This window comes from Vicinamibacterales bacterium, assembly GCA_036504215.1.
Classification (GTDB): Bacteria; Acidobacteriota; Vicinamibacteria; order Vicinamibacterales; family Fen-181; genus FEN-299.
Genome location: DASXVO010000033.1, coordinates 20,950 through 35,257 on the forward strand (window position 1 = coordinate 20,950; position 14,308 = coordinate 35,257).

Consider the following 14,308-nt stretch of genomic DNA (forward strand, 5'->3'; position numbering starts at 1 on the left):
TCCACAGCGCCCCATGTTATGCTTCGCAGCCTCAGCGTTCCTACTCAGCACGAGGACATTTATGCATCGACTCCACCGCTCCCGGCGCATCGCGTTCGCAGCCCTGTTGGGACTGATCGTCGCCACCTCGGCACCCACCATTCGCGGAACCGTCGGCCAGGCAGCGCCTGCCGATGTCATCAACCGCGTCAAGGCGCAGTACGCGCCGGACACGCGACTGACCGTCTTCGACGTAAAGGCCGAGGCAAAGGGCAACGCGCTCGAAGTATCGGGCGACGTCGAGCAGACGGCCGCGAAGGACGCCATCCTGAAGGCGCTGCTCGAGGCCGGCTATGCCAACGTGGTCGAGAAGATCGCGGTGCTGCCCGATCCGGCGTTTGCCGCGAAGCCGCTTGGCATCGTCACGGTCAGCGTCGCGGTCATGAAGACCAAACCATCGCACGCGTCCGAACTCGGCAACCAGATGGTCATGGGAAGCCTGGTCAGGGTGCTCAAGAGGGAGAGCGGCTGGTACTTCGTGCAGTCGATGTCGGACCGCTATCTGGGCTGGATGGAGCCCGACCACGTCGCCTTCATGACGAAAGAGCGGGTGGACGCGTACCAGCAGGCGTCACACGCGATCGTCACGTCGTGGTTCACCGTCGTGCGCGAGCAGGCCGTAGACAATTCGCCGGTCGTCGCCGACCTGGTGATGGGCAACGTGCTCGAGACGACGGGCAAGAGCGGCACGTGGCAGGCCGTGACGCTTCCGGATGGACGAGCCGGGTTCGTGGACGGCGCGGCCGTCACCGACTATGCGACGTGGAAATCGTCGAGGGCGCTGACCGGCGAGAACATCGAGAAGACGGCCCGCCTGTTCACCGGCGTCCCCTACCTGTGGGGCGGGACCTCGCCCAAGGGGTTCGACTGCTCCGGTTTTGCGAAGACTGTCTTCCGGCTGAACGGCGTCGAGCTCCAGCGCGATGCCGATCAACAGTCGAACGCCGGCGAGGCCGTCGCCACGGACAACGACCTCGCGCAGCTTCGCAAGGGCGACCTGCTGTTCTTCGGCCCGCGCCCGGGCGTGGCCAGAATCACGCACGTCGGCATCTACCTCGGCGACAAGCGCTTCATTCACTGCGCGGGCATGGTGAAGCTCAACAGCTTCGATCCAGCCTCGCCGATCTACAGCGACACCCTCCTGAAGCGCCTCGTCAAGGTGCGGAGGATGGGGTAACGATCTCGGCCAGCGTGCGCTCGAGCGCGAGCGCCTTCGGAAACAGGATGTTGTTCTCCAGATGGACGTGGCGGTGCAGGTCCGCCTCGAAGGCCTGCAACTCCTGGTACGTCACCTTGAACGTCGTGCACGCGTCAGCCGGAAGGGTGTAGTCGCCGCTCAGCCGGCGGATGGTGGCCATCGTGTCGCCGGCCGACTGGTGCTCGGCCTCCATCATGCGGATGGGATTCGCCACGCTGCCAAAAGGAGCCGGCGAGGGTGCGGTCCGGACGCGCGCAGCCGCCGCCAACTGACCAATGTAGGGGAAGAGCATCCGCTCCTCCTTGAGCATGTGCTGTGCCATCTCGGCGGCAATCGCGGCAAACGCGGCGGCGATCTCCTTGACTTCCGGATGATGCCCGCCGTGAACGTCTGCCACTTTCCGCGTGTGTGCGCCAATCGTGTCGATCGCCTGGCGGACATAGGCGTGGTGGTTGCTGACGATGTAGTTGGCGAGGAAATCGAGGTCCCAGCTGTTGAACCTCGGGACGTCAACCTCCGATGCGAGGGCCTCCTCCAGGTCGGCCACGATCTGTCGCCCGTCGAGACCCTGCTCGCCGCACACATCGGCGATGGGTCGGTTGCCACCGCAGCAGAAGTCGATGCCGTGCTTCTCGAACACGGCCGCGGCGCGGAAGTCGTCGGCGACGATACTGCGGATGGTCGTCGTTGGGTCACTCAGCATGGGGGCCTCCTTTTCGGCCATACCACACGATCTTCCCGTCCTCGATCACGAGGATGTCCTGCAGCTCCATGGCCTTGATCGACCGCACGACCGTCTCGACGCGAAGCCCCGTCATGTCCGCCAGTTGCTGCCGCGTGAACGGCACGCGATAGGGATGGGCTGACAACGCCGGTTCGGTCGAGCGGAAGTACTCAATCAGGGTGCCGAGCCGATGCTCGGCCTCTTCGACGGCAATCTCCGCCAGCATCATCGACTTGTAAACGAGCCGGCCGCTGAGCACCTTCGTGAGCTGAAGATGGATCTCCGGGTGCTCGGCCAGGAGCCTGAGGAAGCCCTCGCGCGAGCACTTCCACACCGTGCTCTCATCGACGGCCACCGCGCCTGCCGGGTAGGGCACGTCGTTGAAGAACGGCGGCTCGCCGAAGCTCTGGCCGTCGGTGAACAGGCCCTGCACGAACTCGCGGCCATTCTCGTTGTAGCTCACCATCTTCACGCGGCCCGTCTGTACCTGGAAGAAACTGCTGGCGGTCGTCCCCTGGTCGAAGAGCGTCTCGCCCTTCTCGAGGTGCACGACCCGCGCACCGTACTGCAGCCACAACGTATCGGAAATCATGTGGTCAGGCATCACTGTAGGTGTCCGCGAGATCGCGTGGTTATGACGTGGATCAGGAAGATAACGATATCGTACGAGGTGCCGGAGGTGCTGGGGGTGCTGAAGGTGCTGAAGGTGCGAGTGCTGGGGGTGCTGAAGGTGCTGGGGGTGCTGAAGGTGCGAGTGCTGGGGGTGCTGAAGGTGCTGAAGGTGCTGAAGGTGAATCCCGGCCCTTGGAGCACCCACGGCAGTTGCCGCGTCCGGTCTATTTTTTCGCCACTCTCCCTACGTCATTCTTGACGGGTTTCACCGTCTTCAGAAACGCGAAGATCGACTCGAAGTCCTTGTCCGGCAGGTTCTGGAACTGGGCAATCGGCATGGGAGGTCGCATGACCTCACCCTTCGGGTTCACGCCGGTTCGCATGAGCTTCTTGAAGTCGGGGAGCGTCCACGAACCGATGCCTGTCTCCTTGTCAGGGGTGATGTTCCGCGACAGCGTGAGGCCCCACGGGCCGCGCCAGGCCGTCAGGAACATGTTGCTCGATACGCCGCCCACGACCTCGGGCGCCAGTGGGGCGTCGACGGGATGTCCGGCCAGGGCGCGCGACATGTCGTTCCCGCCGGTCGACAGTTTGGGCGTATGACAGTCGTGGCACCCGCCCAGCATGACGAGTTGCGCGCCCCGCGCAGCCGTCCCGGCCGGGGCGGACGCCTGAGGCTTGGGGGGCGGATAGGGATTCATCGGCGACTGCTGGGCCAGCGCCAGCGACGGGCATACGGCAACGACGACGGCCACCCACACGGGTGTCATTCTGCGAGACATAGGGGCTCTGCCTCCTTGGATGGGGTATCCAGCATGATTACCGCGAAATCCCATCCGTGCGCAAGCTGATCCATCGCCGAGTTCTCCGCTCGGCCGTCTTGACGTCCCCCAGGCCTTTCGGTACAACCGAGCGGTGCTCGTGCGCCCCACGCTGGACACCCGACGCCTTCCAGGCGCGGTGGGCAGCGGGAAGAAGCACCAGGTATAGTAAGATCGTTCGACGTATTGCCTGCGGTCCGCCCTTCGATGTCCGACCCCGGCAGTCGACATACGACCGACTTCCTCCCGTCAACCGTTCACGCGTCGGGTTTCATCCGTGGTCGCACTACTCCTCTTCCTGCAATTGCACCAGGCCGTCACCGGTACCCCGCCGAGAGGCCCCGTCGTCTCGACGACTCCACCACCTTCGGCCACCGCACCCATCCGTGGCGCCACGTCCGGACAGGGCCGGCCGACGGTCACGATCCCAAGGATAGACGCCACAATTGTCGTGGACGGCGTGTTGGACGAACCAGCGTGGTCGGAAGCCGCGCGTCTCGACGGTTTTTCCCAGTACCAGCCCGTGGACGGGCGCCCAGCCGAAGAGCAGACCGAAGTTCTCGTCTGGTATTCACCGACCGCGCTCCACTTCGGCATCATGGCGCACGACCGGGAACCCGGCGCCATCCGAGCCACTGTGGCGGATCGCGACAACCTCAGCCGCGACGACACGGTCACGGTCTACCTCGACACGTTCAACGATCGCCGCCGCGCGTTCTTCTTCACCGTCAACCCGCTCGGCATGCAGGAGGACGGTGTCCAGACCGAGGGCGCGTTCAACGCCGGAACGATGTTCGGCGGCACATCTGACAAGAATCCCGACTATCAATGGGATTCGAAGGGCCGCATCGTCGAGAACGGGTACGTGGTCGAGATCCGAATTCCGTTCAAGAGCCTGCGCTATCCGGGCAACGGACCGCAGCACTGGGGCCTGAACGTGCAGCGCAAGGTGCAGCGGACCGGCTACCAGGACACGTGGACGGACGTGCGGCGCGCGAGTTCGAGCTTCCTCGCGCAGGCTGGCGCCATCGACGGCTTGCACGACATGAAGCGGGGCGTGGTCACCGAGCTGCAGCCGTTCATCACCACGGCGAGCAACGGCTCGATCGCCGGCGGTGGGGAGTTCCGGCGCGACAAGACCGACTTCAACCCTGGCGCGAATCTCCGGTTCGGCTTCACGAACGTGTCGATCGACACGACCGTCAACCCCGACTTCAGCCAGGTGGAATCGGACGCCGGCCAGGTCACCGTCAACCAGCGCTTCGCCCTGTTCTTCGCGGAGAAGCGGCCGTTCTTCCTCGAGGGAATCGAGCTGTTCTCGACGCCGAATCAACTCGTCTACACCCGACAGATCGCGAGCCCGATTGCCGGCGGCAAGGTCACCGGCAAGTTCGGCCGGACCAACGTCGCCTTCCTCTCCGCCAAGGAGCGAGAGGACTCGAGCGGGGCCTGGTTCAACGTCGCACGCGTTCGTCACGACCTTGGGAGGAACTCCACGGTCGGGATCACGGTCACCGATCGCACCCAATCGAGCGACTACAACCGAGTCGCGGCCGCCGACTCGCGCATCGTCTTCGCAAAGCTGTACTACGTGCAGGGTCAAGTCGGCCAGTCGTGGACCCGTGACCGCGGCGTGGAACACGCTGCGCCGATCTGGCTGGCGGAGTTCGACCGCACGGGGCGCGCGTGGGGCTTCAACTACAAGCTGACCGGCGTCGGCCCCGGCTTCGTGTCGAGGTCCGGGTATGTGCCGCGCAACGACTACGTCGAGTTCCATGCGGCCAACCGGCTCTCGTGGTATGGGTCCCGGGGCGCCGCAATCGAACAGTTCACGGTCTTTTTCGGCCCTTCGCGCATCTGGCGCTACGACGAGTTCGGCCACCAGTCGGCGATCGAGGGGAACGAGAACGTCAACCTGATGTTCAACATCCGGGGCGGGTGGAGCCTGCGCGGGTCGCTCAGCCGGGATTTCGTCCGATTCGAACCGCGAGAGTACGCGGGCTATCAAGTTCGGGTGGGCGACATGCTGCGCCCGTGGACGACGCCGGGCGACCTGTCGGGGCTGTTCGGCGCCGGGCTCACGGTCACGACGCCCACCTTCAGGATGTTCAACGCCTCGGTCGAGACCAGGCGGCAGGCGGTCGCGATCTTCGAGGAGGCCTCGGAGGGGCGCCAGAGGAGCCTGACCGGGAGCCTGAGCCTCCGACCGAGCGGATCGATCCGGATCGACGGAAGCACCACGTACTCGACGATCACGCGCCAGCGCGACGACAGTGAGTTCGCACGGACGATCATCCCGCGGATCAAGGTCGAGTACCAGCCGCAGCGCGCGCTGTTCTTCCGGGTCGTGACTGAGTACCGATCGGAACGGCAAGCCCCACTGCTCGACCCTCGGACCGCCCACCCACTCGTCGTGGACGCCGCGTTGGCCGCGGCGATGCGGTCCGACGGCCTGCGCGTCGACTTCCTGGTGTCGTACGAACCGACACCTGGCACCGTCGCGTTTTTCGGTTACGGGAGTTCGCTTCGCTCCGACCGCGTGCTGAGCCTGTCTGATCTTCGCCGGCAGAACGACGGGCTGTTCCTGAAGCTCGCGTATCTGATTCGGCGCTGACCGGCAGGGACGGATCGAAACCGCGCCCTACTTCCCTGAACTCAGCACGGAAAGGGCAATCAAGGGGTTCTTCCCCCGACGCTCGACCGAGTAGCTCACGCCGCGCGGGATGATCGCGCACGCCCCGGCGTCGAGCGACTGCTCGTGCCCCTTCGCGCGCAGCACGCCTTCACCGGCAATCACGTACAGCACCTCGTCCACATCGTCGTGCACGCGGTCACGGATGGGCTCGCGCACCTGCAGCACCGTGGCCGTCGCGCCGGGCGCACGGCCGACGGTCGTCTCCTTCCTCGGATCGTTGCGACCGATGTAGTTCTTCTCGATCCAGTCGGGCAAGGCCAGGACATCGACCGTGGCGTCCGGATTCGGCGCGAACTTGGTGCCGGTGGGAGCCGGCACGGGCGCGGAAACGGGCGGCGGGACCGGCCGGGCAGGTGCCCGGCCGAGCGTCACGTCGACATGTGCTGGCGCACCGGGCTTGAGCGTCAGTTCCCGCTCCAGCGTCACGAAATCGTCGGCCTCGAACCGAAGGCGGTACGTGCCCGCGCGCAGCGTCTGAAGCGTGACCGACCCTTCACGTGCCGTCGTGCCCTCGCGCGACACGGGACCGGTCGCCATCACACGCACGCCGGGAATTGGCGTCCCCGAGGCATCCGTGACCGTGAGCGCGACCGTCAATCGTGCCGCGGGCGCCGGCACGGCAGCGTGAGTCTGCGGTGGCGGCGCGGGCGCCTGCACACCAGGTGTGGGCGTTTTCGCCGCAGGCGTCGGCTTGGGAGGCGTCTGCGCACGGACACCCAACGTTGCGGTTGCGACCAGTCCGAACACCAACAGCCCTGCGATTCGACTCATCATGTGCTCCGCGGTTGATACGGGCTCCTTCGTGAATTGTAGCCCGTTCGTCGGCGTGGGGCCGAAGTTTGGGGGCAAAGGGCCGTCCTCAGTCCTGTTCCAAGGTCATCCACGGTTGCGAAAAGGAGACATCGCGGCGTTTGGCACGGGTATTTCGCGGAATAGATGGGGGTTCCGGCTGGAATCGGTCTTGCTCCACCATTGGCGACCGTTCCCCGAAAGGCCTGATCATGACTTGCCAACTGCGTCGCTGGTCCGTGGCCCTGCTTGCGCTCGTCCCGGTGATTGCCGCCGCACAGCCGGTGCTGGCAGACCCGCCCACTCGAGTGGCACGGCTCAACTACGTCAAGGGGTCGGTCTCGTTCAGACCAGCCTCGCTCGACGACTGGGGGCCGGCGACGCTGAACTATCCGATCACCACCGGCGACCACCTGTGGACCGACACCGAGTCGTGGGCCGAAATGCACGTCGGATCCACCGCGATCCGCCTGGCGCCCAACACGGCATTCGCGGTCTTCGACCTCGACGACGAGATGACACAGGTCAGCCTGTCGGAAGGCTCGATGGATGTTCGAGTCCGGGACGTGGCGGGCTCCGCGTTCGAGATCGACACGCCGTCGGCGGCGATCTCGCTCGTTCGGCCGGGCGTCTACCGCGTGGACGTCGTCGGTGACGGTGGGACCGTGCGTGTGACGGTGCGGCGCGGGATCGCACAGATCACACCGGATGGTCCGGGCTTCTCAGTGTCCGAAGGACAGGAGGCCGCGATCTTCGCCGCCGGGGAACACGACATCTCGCGTGCGACGGCACCGGACAGCTGGGAGCGCTGGTGCCGCGGCCGGGACGACCGCGAGGACCGCGCGGCGTCGCTCCGCTACGTCTCGTACGAGATGACGGGCTACGAGGATCTCGACGACTACGGCTCGTGGCACTCGGAGCCCGACTACGGTTGGGTCTGGCAGCCCTCCGTCGTCAACACGGGGTGGGCACCGTACCGGACCGGCCAGTGGCGATGGGTGGAGCCGTGGGGCTGGAGCTGGGTCGATGAGGCGCCCTGGGGCTTCGCCCCGTTCCACTACGGGCGCTGGGCGTGCCTGCGAGGCAGCTGGATGTGGGTCCCCGGCGGCTATGTCGTGCGACCGGTCTACGCGCCTGCACTCGTGGCATTCGTTGGTGGCGATCACTGGGCGCTGTCGTTCGGTCTCGGCCGCGAGGGCCCGATCGGGTGGTTCCCGCTCGCACCAGGTGAAGTGTGGATGCCGCACTATCGCGCCAGCCGAGGCTACATCCGCGACCTGAACGTCACGAACGTCAACATCACGAACATCGACATTTCCAACTACGGGGTGTCGCGTGGTACGTACGTGAACCGCGCGATCGACGGCGCCGTCACCGCCGTTCCGCGAGAGGCCTTCGGCAGCGGCGTCGCGGTGGCTCGGCATGCCGTGGCCGTGGCGCCGCGCATGGCCATGACGAGCGACGTCATCGGCACCAGCGCGCTGGTCGTGCCGCGGGCCGAGAGCCTCGTCGGCCGCCATGGTTCGACGGTGCCGCGACCCGGACGCGCCGTGTTCGACCGCGCCGTGGTGGCGCGCACCGCTCCGCCACCAGCCCCGGTGCCCTTCCGGGAGCGCGAACGCTCGCTGCAGGCCAATGGCGGGCGCCCGCTCGACGAGGGGACCCTTGGGCGGCTTCGCGACAGCAGGCCCGGAAGCGCATCGGATTGGTCGCCCGTGCGGCTTGCCGGCCGCGGAGGCCGCCGCCCGGGTGAGAGCACGGGCGGAGAGTCGCCCGCGTCGTCACGCGTTGACACGCCGCCGGCGGCCAGCGCACCGGCGCCATCGGGCGGCGGTCTCGCCATGCCGCGATACGGCCAGCGCAGGCCGGTGGATGAGGATCGCGGGCAGCGCACCCAGCCCGGAAGCGGGGTGACGGTCGCTCCGAGATCCGAGGTCAACGATCGGCCGGACTGGGGGAGGCGGCGGGCGTCGGAGCCCGCCCCGGCGGCGACTCGCCCGACTGCTGACGCGGGGGCTGGGATCGCACTGCCGCGCTACGGGAGGCGATCGGATGACCGCCCGAGTGGTGAGGTCACGCCGCGGCCGAATGCTGACGGATGGCGGTCCGTGCCCGAGCCTGCGAGACCGCGGGTGAGCGAGCGACCGTCGGGCGGCGAGACCACGCAGCCCAACGCCAGCACGCCGCGCGCCACGCCCGACTTCGCGAGGCCCCGATTCGGCGACCGTCCGTCGCCGCAGCCCGAGAATCGTCCGTCGGGTGGCATCGCAGAACGTCCGCGCGGCGCCGACCGCCAGGCAGCCCCGCCGTCGTCTCAACAGCGTGGAGCTCAGGCGCCGACCACCGGCGGCCCGAAGGGCGGCGTCAGTCCGAAGGACGGAAGCAACCCGAAGGGCGGTGGCCGCGAGCGGCCCAAGGGCGGGGATTGACCCTATCTTGCGAAACTGACCGTTGCCGCCAGGAACTGCTCGATCTCAGCCGCCGTGTTGTAGTGGCTCCCCGAGAGCCTGATGAAGCTTGAGATCCCGAGCTGTCTGAGCATGGCGGCGAAGAACGGGTCGTGCCCTGGAGCATGCACACGAATCTGCGCGCGACGGTAGAGATCGCATCCGTCGGTCGACTCGATCCCCGCCAGGTTGAAGCCCACCAGCAGTGACTGCCTGCACAGGTCCTGTCCAATCCCGTACACCGTCACGTGGTCCATGGCCCTCAGGCCGGGGGTTGCGGCCGTCCCGTCCAACAGGAGCGCCAGCAGGCCGACCTGGTGTGCCTTGATCGCCTTCATGGCGGCGACGACGAGTTCGCGCCGGCCAGGTGCCTCGGTGAAGTGTCGACCGAGCCAGCACAGGTAGTCCACGACCGCCGACCACGCCGCGTAGGACTGGTGCTCGACGCCGCCGAGGTCCCAGCTCGTCGCGGGCTTCAGCGTGTACTTCCAGTGCGGCAGACAGGCGAGCCGGTCCGATGCGTGCGCGTAGCCGCAGCCCTTGACGCCGTAGTTCTTGTAAGGCGCGATGACGTAGGCGTCGGCGCCGATGTCCTCGACGTCGATCAAATCGGACGGCGAGTATTGGACGCCGTCGACCATGACGAACAGGTCCGGCTTGATCTTGCGAGCCTCGCGGATGATCGTCTTGACGTCGTACACCTCACCGGTCACGTTCGACGTGTGGGTCAGGACGAGGAAACACGTCTTCGCGTCTATCAGGTCGCAGATGGCGGCGAGTTCCACCGAGGCGGTCTCGCGATTCGGTTCGGCAATCCGCTCCTGCTTCCCGTACTTGGCCGAGAACTGGGAGAGGGCGCTGCGGACCGACGCGTGATCGAGGCCGGTCGTGACGACGTTGGTGCCGGGGATGGTCGAGAGGACCGCATCGGTAATACGGTAGATCACGTGGCTGCTGCTCCAGCCGGGGATCGTCTGTCCCGAACGGGCGCCGAAGAAGGTCATGAGGTCTTCGATGCCCTTGGCCGTCACGTCCACGGCGTGGCTCGACCCTGGATTCGCTCGGCCCTGCTGGTCGGGCAGGCACGTTTCCCGGGCCATGGCTTCGACGACGCGCGTCGGGCGGCAGGACCCGGAGGCGGCGTCGAAGAAGATGCGCTGACCCGAGTAGGGGTCCCAATCGACGTAGACGAACTGGTTCCGAATCTCGTCCATCAATGCGGGCGCGAAGAAGCCCAGTTCGCGAGCGGTACTCATCGTTCACCCTCCGTTGTGCGGCAGACCGACCCGATCGGGTGCTTATTGTATACGATATTTTTCTTCTGGCGCAAGCGTCCCGTCCCTCGCCACCGGAACGGCTCTCGCATCAGCGGTCCCGTTTCCGACATACACTACGCACGCCCCAGGAGACGCCTGCCCGTGTGGACCCAGACATTCGACCCTCTCGGGAACATCCTCGTCTCGGCGCTCGCAGCCGCGCTGCCGGTCGCCTTTCTCTTCTGGGCGTTGGCGGTGAGGAAGATGAAGGGCCATGTCGCCGGACTCTGCACGACCGGAATGGCCGTGCTCGTCGCCGTCGTCGTCTATCGCATGCCCGTCCATCTCGCCGCCGCCTCCACGCTGCAGGGCGCATTGTACGGCCTGTTCCCCATCGGCTGGATCGTGATTGCGGCCGTCTTCCTGTACCGCATCACGGTCGAGACCGGACAGTTCGAGGTGATCAAGAACTCAATCGCCTCGATCACCGAAGACCGTCGCCTCCAGGCGCTGCTCATCGCGTTCAGCTTTGGCGCGTTCCTCGAAGGAGCCGCCGGCTTCGGGACGCCGGTGGCCATATCCGCGGCCATGCTCGTCGGCCTCGGCTTCGAGCCGATCTACGCGGCCGGCCTGTGCCTGATTGCCAACACGGCCCCCGTCGCCTTCGGCGCGATCGGCACCCCGATCGTCGTGGCCGGGCAGGTCACAGGCATCGACGACCGGCTCATCTCCCAGATGGTCGGCCGTCAACTCCCGCTCCTGTCGGTGCTCATCCCGTTCTGGCTGGTGTTCACGATGTCGGGACGAAAGGGCGTCAGGGAGGTCTGGCCCGCCGCCCTCGTGTCCGGCGGCTCGTTCGCCATCGCGCAGTGGTGGACGTCCAACTACCTCGGCCCGCTGCTGCCCGACATCATCTCGTCGCTCTGCTCGATCGTGTGCCTCGTGCTGTTCCTCAGGTTCTGGAAGCCGAAACACGTGTTCCGCTTCGGCGATGAAGGGCGGGCACAGGTCGTCGCCGCCGATGGATTCGGACGCGTCCTGAAAGCCTGGAGTCCCTTCATCGTCCTCACGATCCTCGTAGGGGACTGGGGTATGAAGCCGGTGAAGGCGCTGCTGGAGCGGATGACGCTCGCGATTCCGTTTCCGTTGATTCACAACGCTGTGGCCGCGCCTGGCAGCGAAAGACCGCTCCCTGCCCTCTTCATGGTGAACTGGCTGTCGGCGACCGGCACCGTCATCCTGCTTGCGGCGGTGATCACCGTGATCATCACCCGCATGCGACCGGGCGACGCCGTGCGCCTCTTCGCGCGGACGGTCCGGTCGCTGTCGGCGCCGCTCGTCACGGTGGCCGCCGTTCTCGGTTTCGCCTACATCGGCAATTCCTCCGGCATGACGACGACGATGGGAATGGCGCTCGCCAGCACGGGAGCACTCTTCCCGCTGTTCTCGCCGCTGCTCGGCTGGCTGGGCGTGTTCATGACGGGGTCGGACACGTCCGCAAACGCCGTGTTCGGGCGCCTCCAGGCGGTGTCGGCCGAGCGGATTGGGGTGAGTCCGGTGCTGACGGTGGCGGCCAACTCGTCGGGAGGGGTGACGGGCAAGATGATCTCGCCCCAGTCGATTGCCGTGGCCTGCGCCGCAACCGGGCTCGTGGGTCACGAGGCCAGCCTCTTCCGATTCACCGTCCGGCACTCGCTGCTGCTGGTCGCGATCGTGGCCGTGATGACGTACCTCCAGGCCACGGTCTTCCGCTGGATGGTGCCGCCGGGCGGCGCTGCCGGCACGGTGGTCGCCGTCGCATCGAGCCACGCGGCGACGTCGGTACCAGGCTGGACCGCCCTTGGCGCCTCCGCGCTGGCCATCCTGGCCCTCGTGGCCGCCGTGCGGCGACGCTGACATGAGATCGTCGGGGCAGCCACAGGCACGCCTCGACGCGCGGGCCGCTCGAACCGACGACACTCGCCCGCGCTGGCGGCAGCCGCGCTACAGACTGTCGGGCGTCGCCGGCACCGAGGGGGTCGAAACCGACACGGAGGTCGAACCCGAGTCAGGCGTTGTCTCGGAACGGAACAGCCGCCGCGCGATGATCCGGGCGATCGTCGGGCTGTTGGCCGCCAGCAGCCGCACCCAGTCGAACGCGGTCGACTGGCGGAAGTAGATGCCCCGAAACAGGAGCCGCGACACCAGGAACATCATCTGGGCCGTGAAGTCCTTGTCGTGCGCCACGAGCCAGCGCTGCGTGTCCTTGAAGCGAGCCGAGGTGTAGGCGACGGTCCAGGCCCGGCGCACCTCGGCTTCGGCGGATGCCTGGGTGAAGTGCGTGGGCTCGTATGTCGACTTGAACGCCGTCGAACCGAGCCAGTGCTGCGGCCGGATCATCCGACCGGCCGCCATGAGCTTCTGGTACAGCGGGGTGGCAGGGTACGGTGTGAGCAGGCCGAACACCGGCAGCACCGGCGGCCACAACGCGATCTGCTCCCCGAGCGTCTCGGCCATACCCGGATGGTCGGTATCGAACCCGACGATGAACGAGGTGATGGCGTAGACGTCCTGCTGGGCCAGCCGCTCGAGCGTCCGCGCGTAGTGCTCGGGCCGGTTGAAGCCCTTGCGCACGCTCTTCAGGCTCTCCGGATTCACCGACTCGAGACCCATGAAGATGAAACGGCCGCCGCTCGCGCCAATCAGTTCGACCAGTTCCTCATCGTCGAGGAGATTGATGCTGATCTGCGCGATCCACGGCAGGCACGCGTCCTGTTCGATCATCTCCCGCAGGAGTGCCTTGAGACGGTCGCGGCGAATCGCGAAGTTGTCGTCGATGAAGAAGACGCTCAGGAGCGCATGGTCGCGGGCCGCCACCTCCTTCAGGGTCTTCAGTTCCGCGATGACGCTCTCGTTCGAGCGGAAACGAAGCTGCTGGCCGAAGAAACCCGTCACCGTGCAGAACTCGCAGCCGTACGGACAGCCACGGCTGGTTTCGACCGGCACGACATAGAGCTTCTGGAAGGGCACGTCGAGGCGCTTCAGGAGCCGGCGGATCGGGTCTGGCACGAATCGCATCAGGTTGAAGAGGCTCAGATCGGTGTGCTCCCAATCGTTTGCCTTGTAGTCCTCGAGCGTGGGCTTGCCGCCGTGACCGTCCGGACCGTAGACGTCCTTCAGGGTCCCGCGGGCGGCGTCCTCGACGACTTCGGGCCAGACGTCGTCCGCCTCGCCGAGGACGACCGAGTCCGCGCAGCGCGGGAGTTGATCCCGGCCCAGCGCTTCGTCGGGCACGCTCGTGACGTGGGGCCCGCCGAACACCACCGGCACGCCGGTCTCGGACCGGATCACGGTGGCCACCTGGTAGGCCTTCTCGGCCATCCGCGTCATGAAGCCCATGCCGACCAGGCCCACGCGCTCCTCGCGGATGAATCGCACGAGTTCATCCGCGCTGGTGGGCTGCGCGTTGCTGTCGATGATCGTGACGCGGTGACCCGCGGGCGTTCGTTCACGCAGGAGGAAGGGCCAGAGCTGCGGGACGAAATTGCGGGTGACGTGGTTGTCGGGAACGAACAGGAGAATGTGCATGGATCCGGACCCCTCGCGGCTATCTCCCAGAGAAGCGTCCGGACCAATAGCACCGAAAGCCTCTGCGTGCGCTGTGGCACAGTCAGGACAGTCGCATCGTTTTTGTGTCAGTGCAGTGTATCACTCTTGCGTCAAGGCGCCGGTACGGGATTGCCATGCG

The 14,308-nt window shown here is 66.5% G+C and carries 11 protein-coding genes; 5 read left to right on the forward strand and 6 right to left on the reverse strand.

All coding sequences use genetic code 11. The features are described from left to right. The first annotated feature begins 61 nt into the window (after positions 1-61). Positions 62-1,216, forward strand: a complete 1,155-nt coding sequence (locus tag VGK32_08110) for an NlpC/P60 family protein (GenBank protein ID HEY3381717.1) — start codon at positions 62-64, stop codon at positions 1,214-1,216. Here VGK32_08110 and ric read toward each other — a convergent pair. Next, positions 1,194-1,940, reverse strand: a complete 747-nt coding sequence (gene ric / locus VGK32_08115; protein ID HEY3381718.1) for an iron-sulfur cluster repair di-iron protein — start codon at positions 1,938-1,940, stop codon at positions 1,194-1,196. The two genes, VGK32_08110 and ric, sit on opposite strands and share 23 nt — an antisense overlap. Next, entirely contained in the window at positions 1,930-2,553 is a 624-nt protein-coding gene (locus VGK32_08120) for a Crp/Fnr family transcriptional regulator (protein HEY3381719.1), read from the reverse strand. The genes ric and VGK32_08120 overlap by 11 nt, the downstream gene beginning before the upstream one ends. A gap of 42 nt (positions 2,554-2,595) precedes the next feature. On the opposite strand from VGK32_08120, the gene VGK32_08125 reads away from it, so the two are divergent. Next, entirely contained in the window at positions 2,596-2,832 is a 237-nt protein-coding gene (locus VGK32_08125; protein HEY3381720.1) for a hypothetical protein, read from the forward strand. On the opposite strand, the gene VGK32_08130 is transcribed toward VGK32_08125, so the two are convergent. Next, positions 2,798-3,355 (reverse strand): hypothetical protein, encoded by a 558-nt coding sequence (locus tag VGK32_08130; protein ID HEY3381721.1) that lies wholly within the window; start codon positions 3,353-3,355, stop codon positions 2,798-2,800. The two genes, VGK32_08125 and VGK32_08130, sit on opposite strands and share 35 nt — an antisense overlap. 499 nt (positions 3,356-3,854) lie before the next feature. Between VGK32_08130 and VGK32_08135 the strand changes: the two genes are divergently transcribed. Next, positions 3,855-6,008 (forward strand): DUF5916 domain-containing protein, encoded by a 2,154-nt coding sequence (locus VGK32_08135; protein ID HEY3381722.1) that lies wholly within the window; start codon positions 3,855-3,857, stop codon positions 6,006-6,008. 27 nt (positions 6,009-6,035) lie between these two features. Here VGK32_08135 and VGK32_08140 read toward each other — a convergent pair whose 3' ends face one another. Next, positions 6,036-6,863: a carboxypeptidase regulatory-like domain-containing protein gene (locus VGK32_08140; protein ID HEY3381723.1), complete on the reverse strand. Its 828-nt coding sequence runs from the start codon at positions 6,861-6,863 to the stop codon at positions 6,036-6,038. Positions 6,864-7,090: 227 nt separating this feature from the next. Between VGK32_08140 and VGK32_08145 the strand changes: the two genes are divergently transcribed. Next, the gene (locus VGK32_08145; protein HEY3381724.1) at positions 7,091-9,307 is read left to right on the forward strand and encodes a DUF6600 domain-containing protein; all 2,217 of its coding nucleotides are present in this window, start codon (positions 7,091-7,093) and stop codon (positions 9,305-9,307) included. Between the two features lie 2 nt (positions 9,308-9,309). Here the strand turns inward: VGK32_08145 and VGK32_08150 are convergent, their stop codons facing one another. Further along, positions 9,310-10,581: an aminotransferase class V-fold PLP-dependent enzyme gene (locus VGK32_08150; GenBank protein ID HEY3381725.1), complete on the reverse strand. Its 1,272-nt coding sequence runs from the start codon at positions 10,579-10,581 to the stop codon at positions 9,310-9,312. Positions 10,582-10,743: 162 nt separating this feature from the next. Between VGK32_08150 and VGK32_08155 the strand changes: the two genes are divergently transcribed. Next, entirely contained in the window at positions 10,744-12,477 is a 1,734-nt protein-coding gene (locus VGK32_08155) for a lactate permease LctP family transporter (protein HEY3381726.1), read from the forward strand. A gap of 87 nt (positions 12,478-12,564) precedes the next feature. On the opposite strand, the gene VGK32_08160 is transcribed toward VGK32_08155, so the two are convergent. Next, complete coding sequence (locus tag VGK32_08160; protein HEY3381727.1) at positions 12,565-14,148, reverse strand: radical SAM protein; 1,584 nt, start codon at positions 14,146-14,148, stop codon at positions 12,565-12,567. Positions 14,149-14,308: the final 160 nt, after the last annotated feature.

Coding starts and splice junctions, on each gene's coding strand:
- VGK32_08110 (HEY3381717.1), top strand. CDS start 62: ATGCATCGACTCCACCGCTCCCGGCGCATCGCGTTCGCAGCCCTGTTG.
- ric (HEY3381718.1), bottom strand. CDS start 1,940: ATGCTGAGTGACCCAACGACGACCATCCGCAGTATCGTCGCCGACGAC.
- VGK32_08120 (HEY3381719.1), bottom strand. CDS start 2,553: ATGATTTCCGATACGTTGTGGCTGCAGTACGGTGCGCGGGTCGTGCAC.
- VGK32_08125 (HEY3381720.1), top strand. CDS start 2,596: ATGACGTGGATCAGGAAGATAACGATATCGTACGAGGTGCCGGAGGTG.
- VGK32_08130 (HEY3381721.1), bottom strand. CDS start 3,355: ATGTCTCGCAGAATGACACCCGTGTGGGTGGCCGTCGTCGTTGCCGTA.
- VGK32_08140 (HEY3381723.1), bottom strand. CDS start 6,863: ATGATGAGTCGAATCGCAGGGCTGTTGGTGTTCGGACTGGTCGCAACC.
- VGK32_08145 (HEY3381724.1), top strand. CDS start 7,091: ATGACTTGCCAACTGCGTCGCTGGTCCGTGGCCCTGCTTGCGCTCGTC.
- VGK32_08150 (HEY3381725.1), bottom strand. CDS start 10,581: ATGAGTACCGCTCGCGAACTGGGCTTCTTCGCGCCCGCATTGATGGAC.
- VGK32_08160 (HEY3381727.1), bottom strand. CDS start 14,148: ATGCACATTCTCCTGTTCGTTCCCGACAACCACGTCACCCGCAATTTC.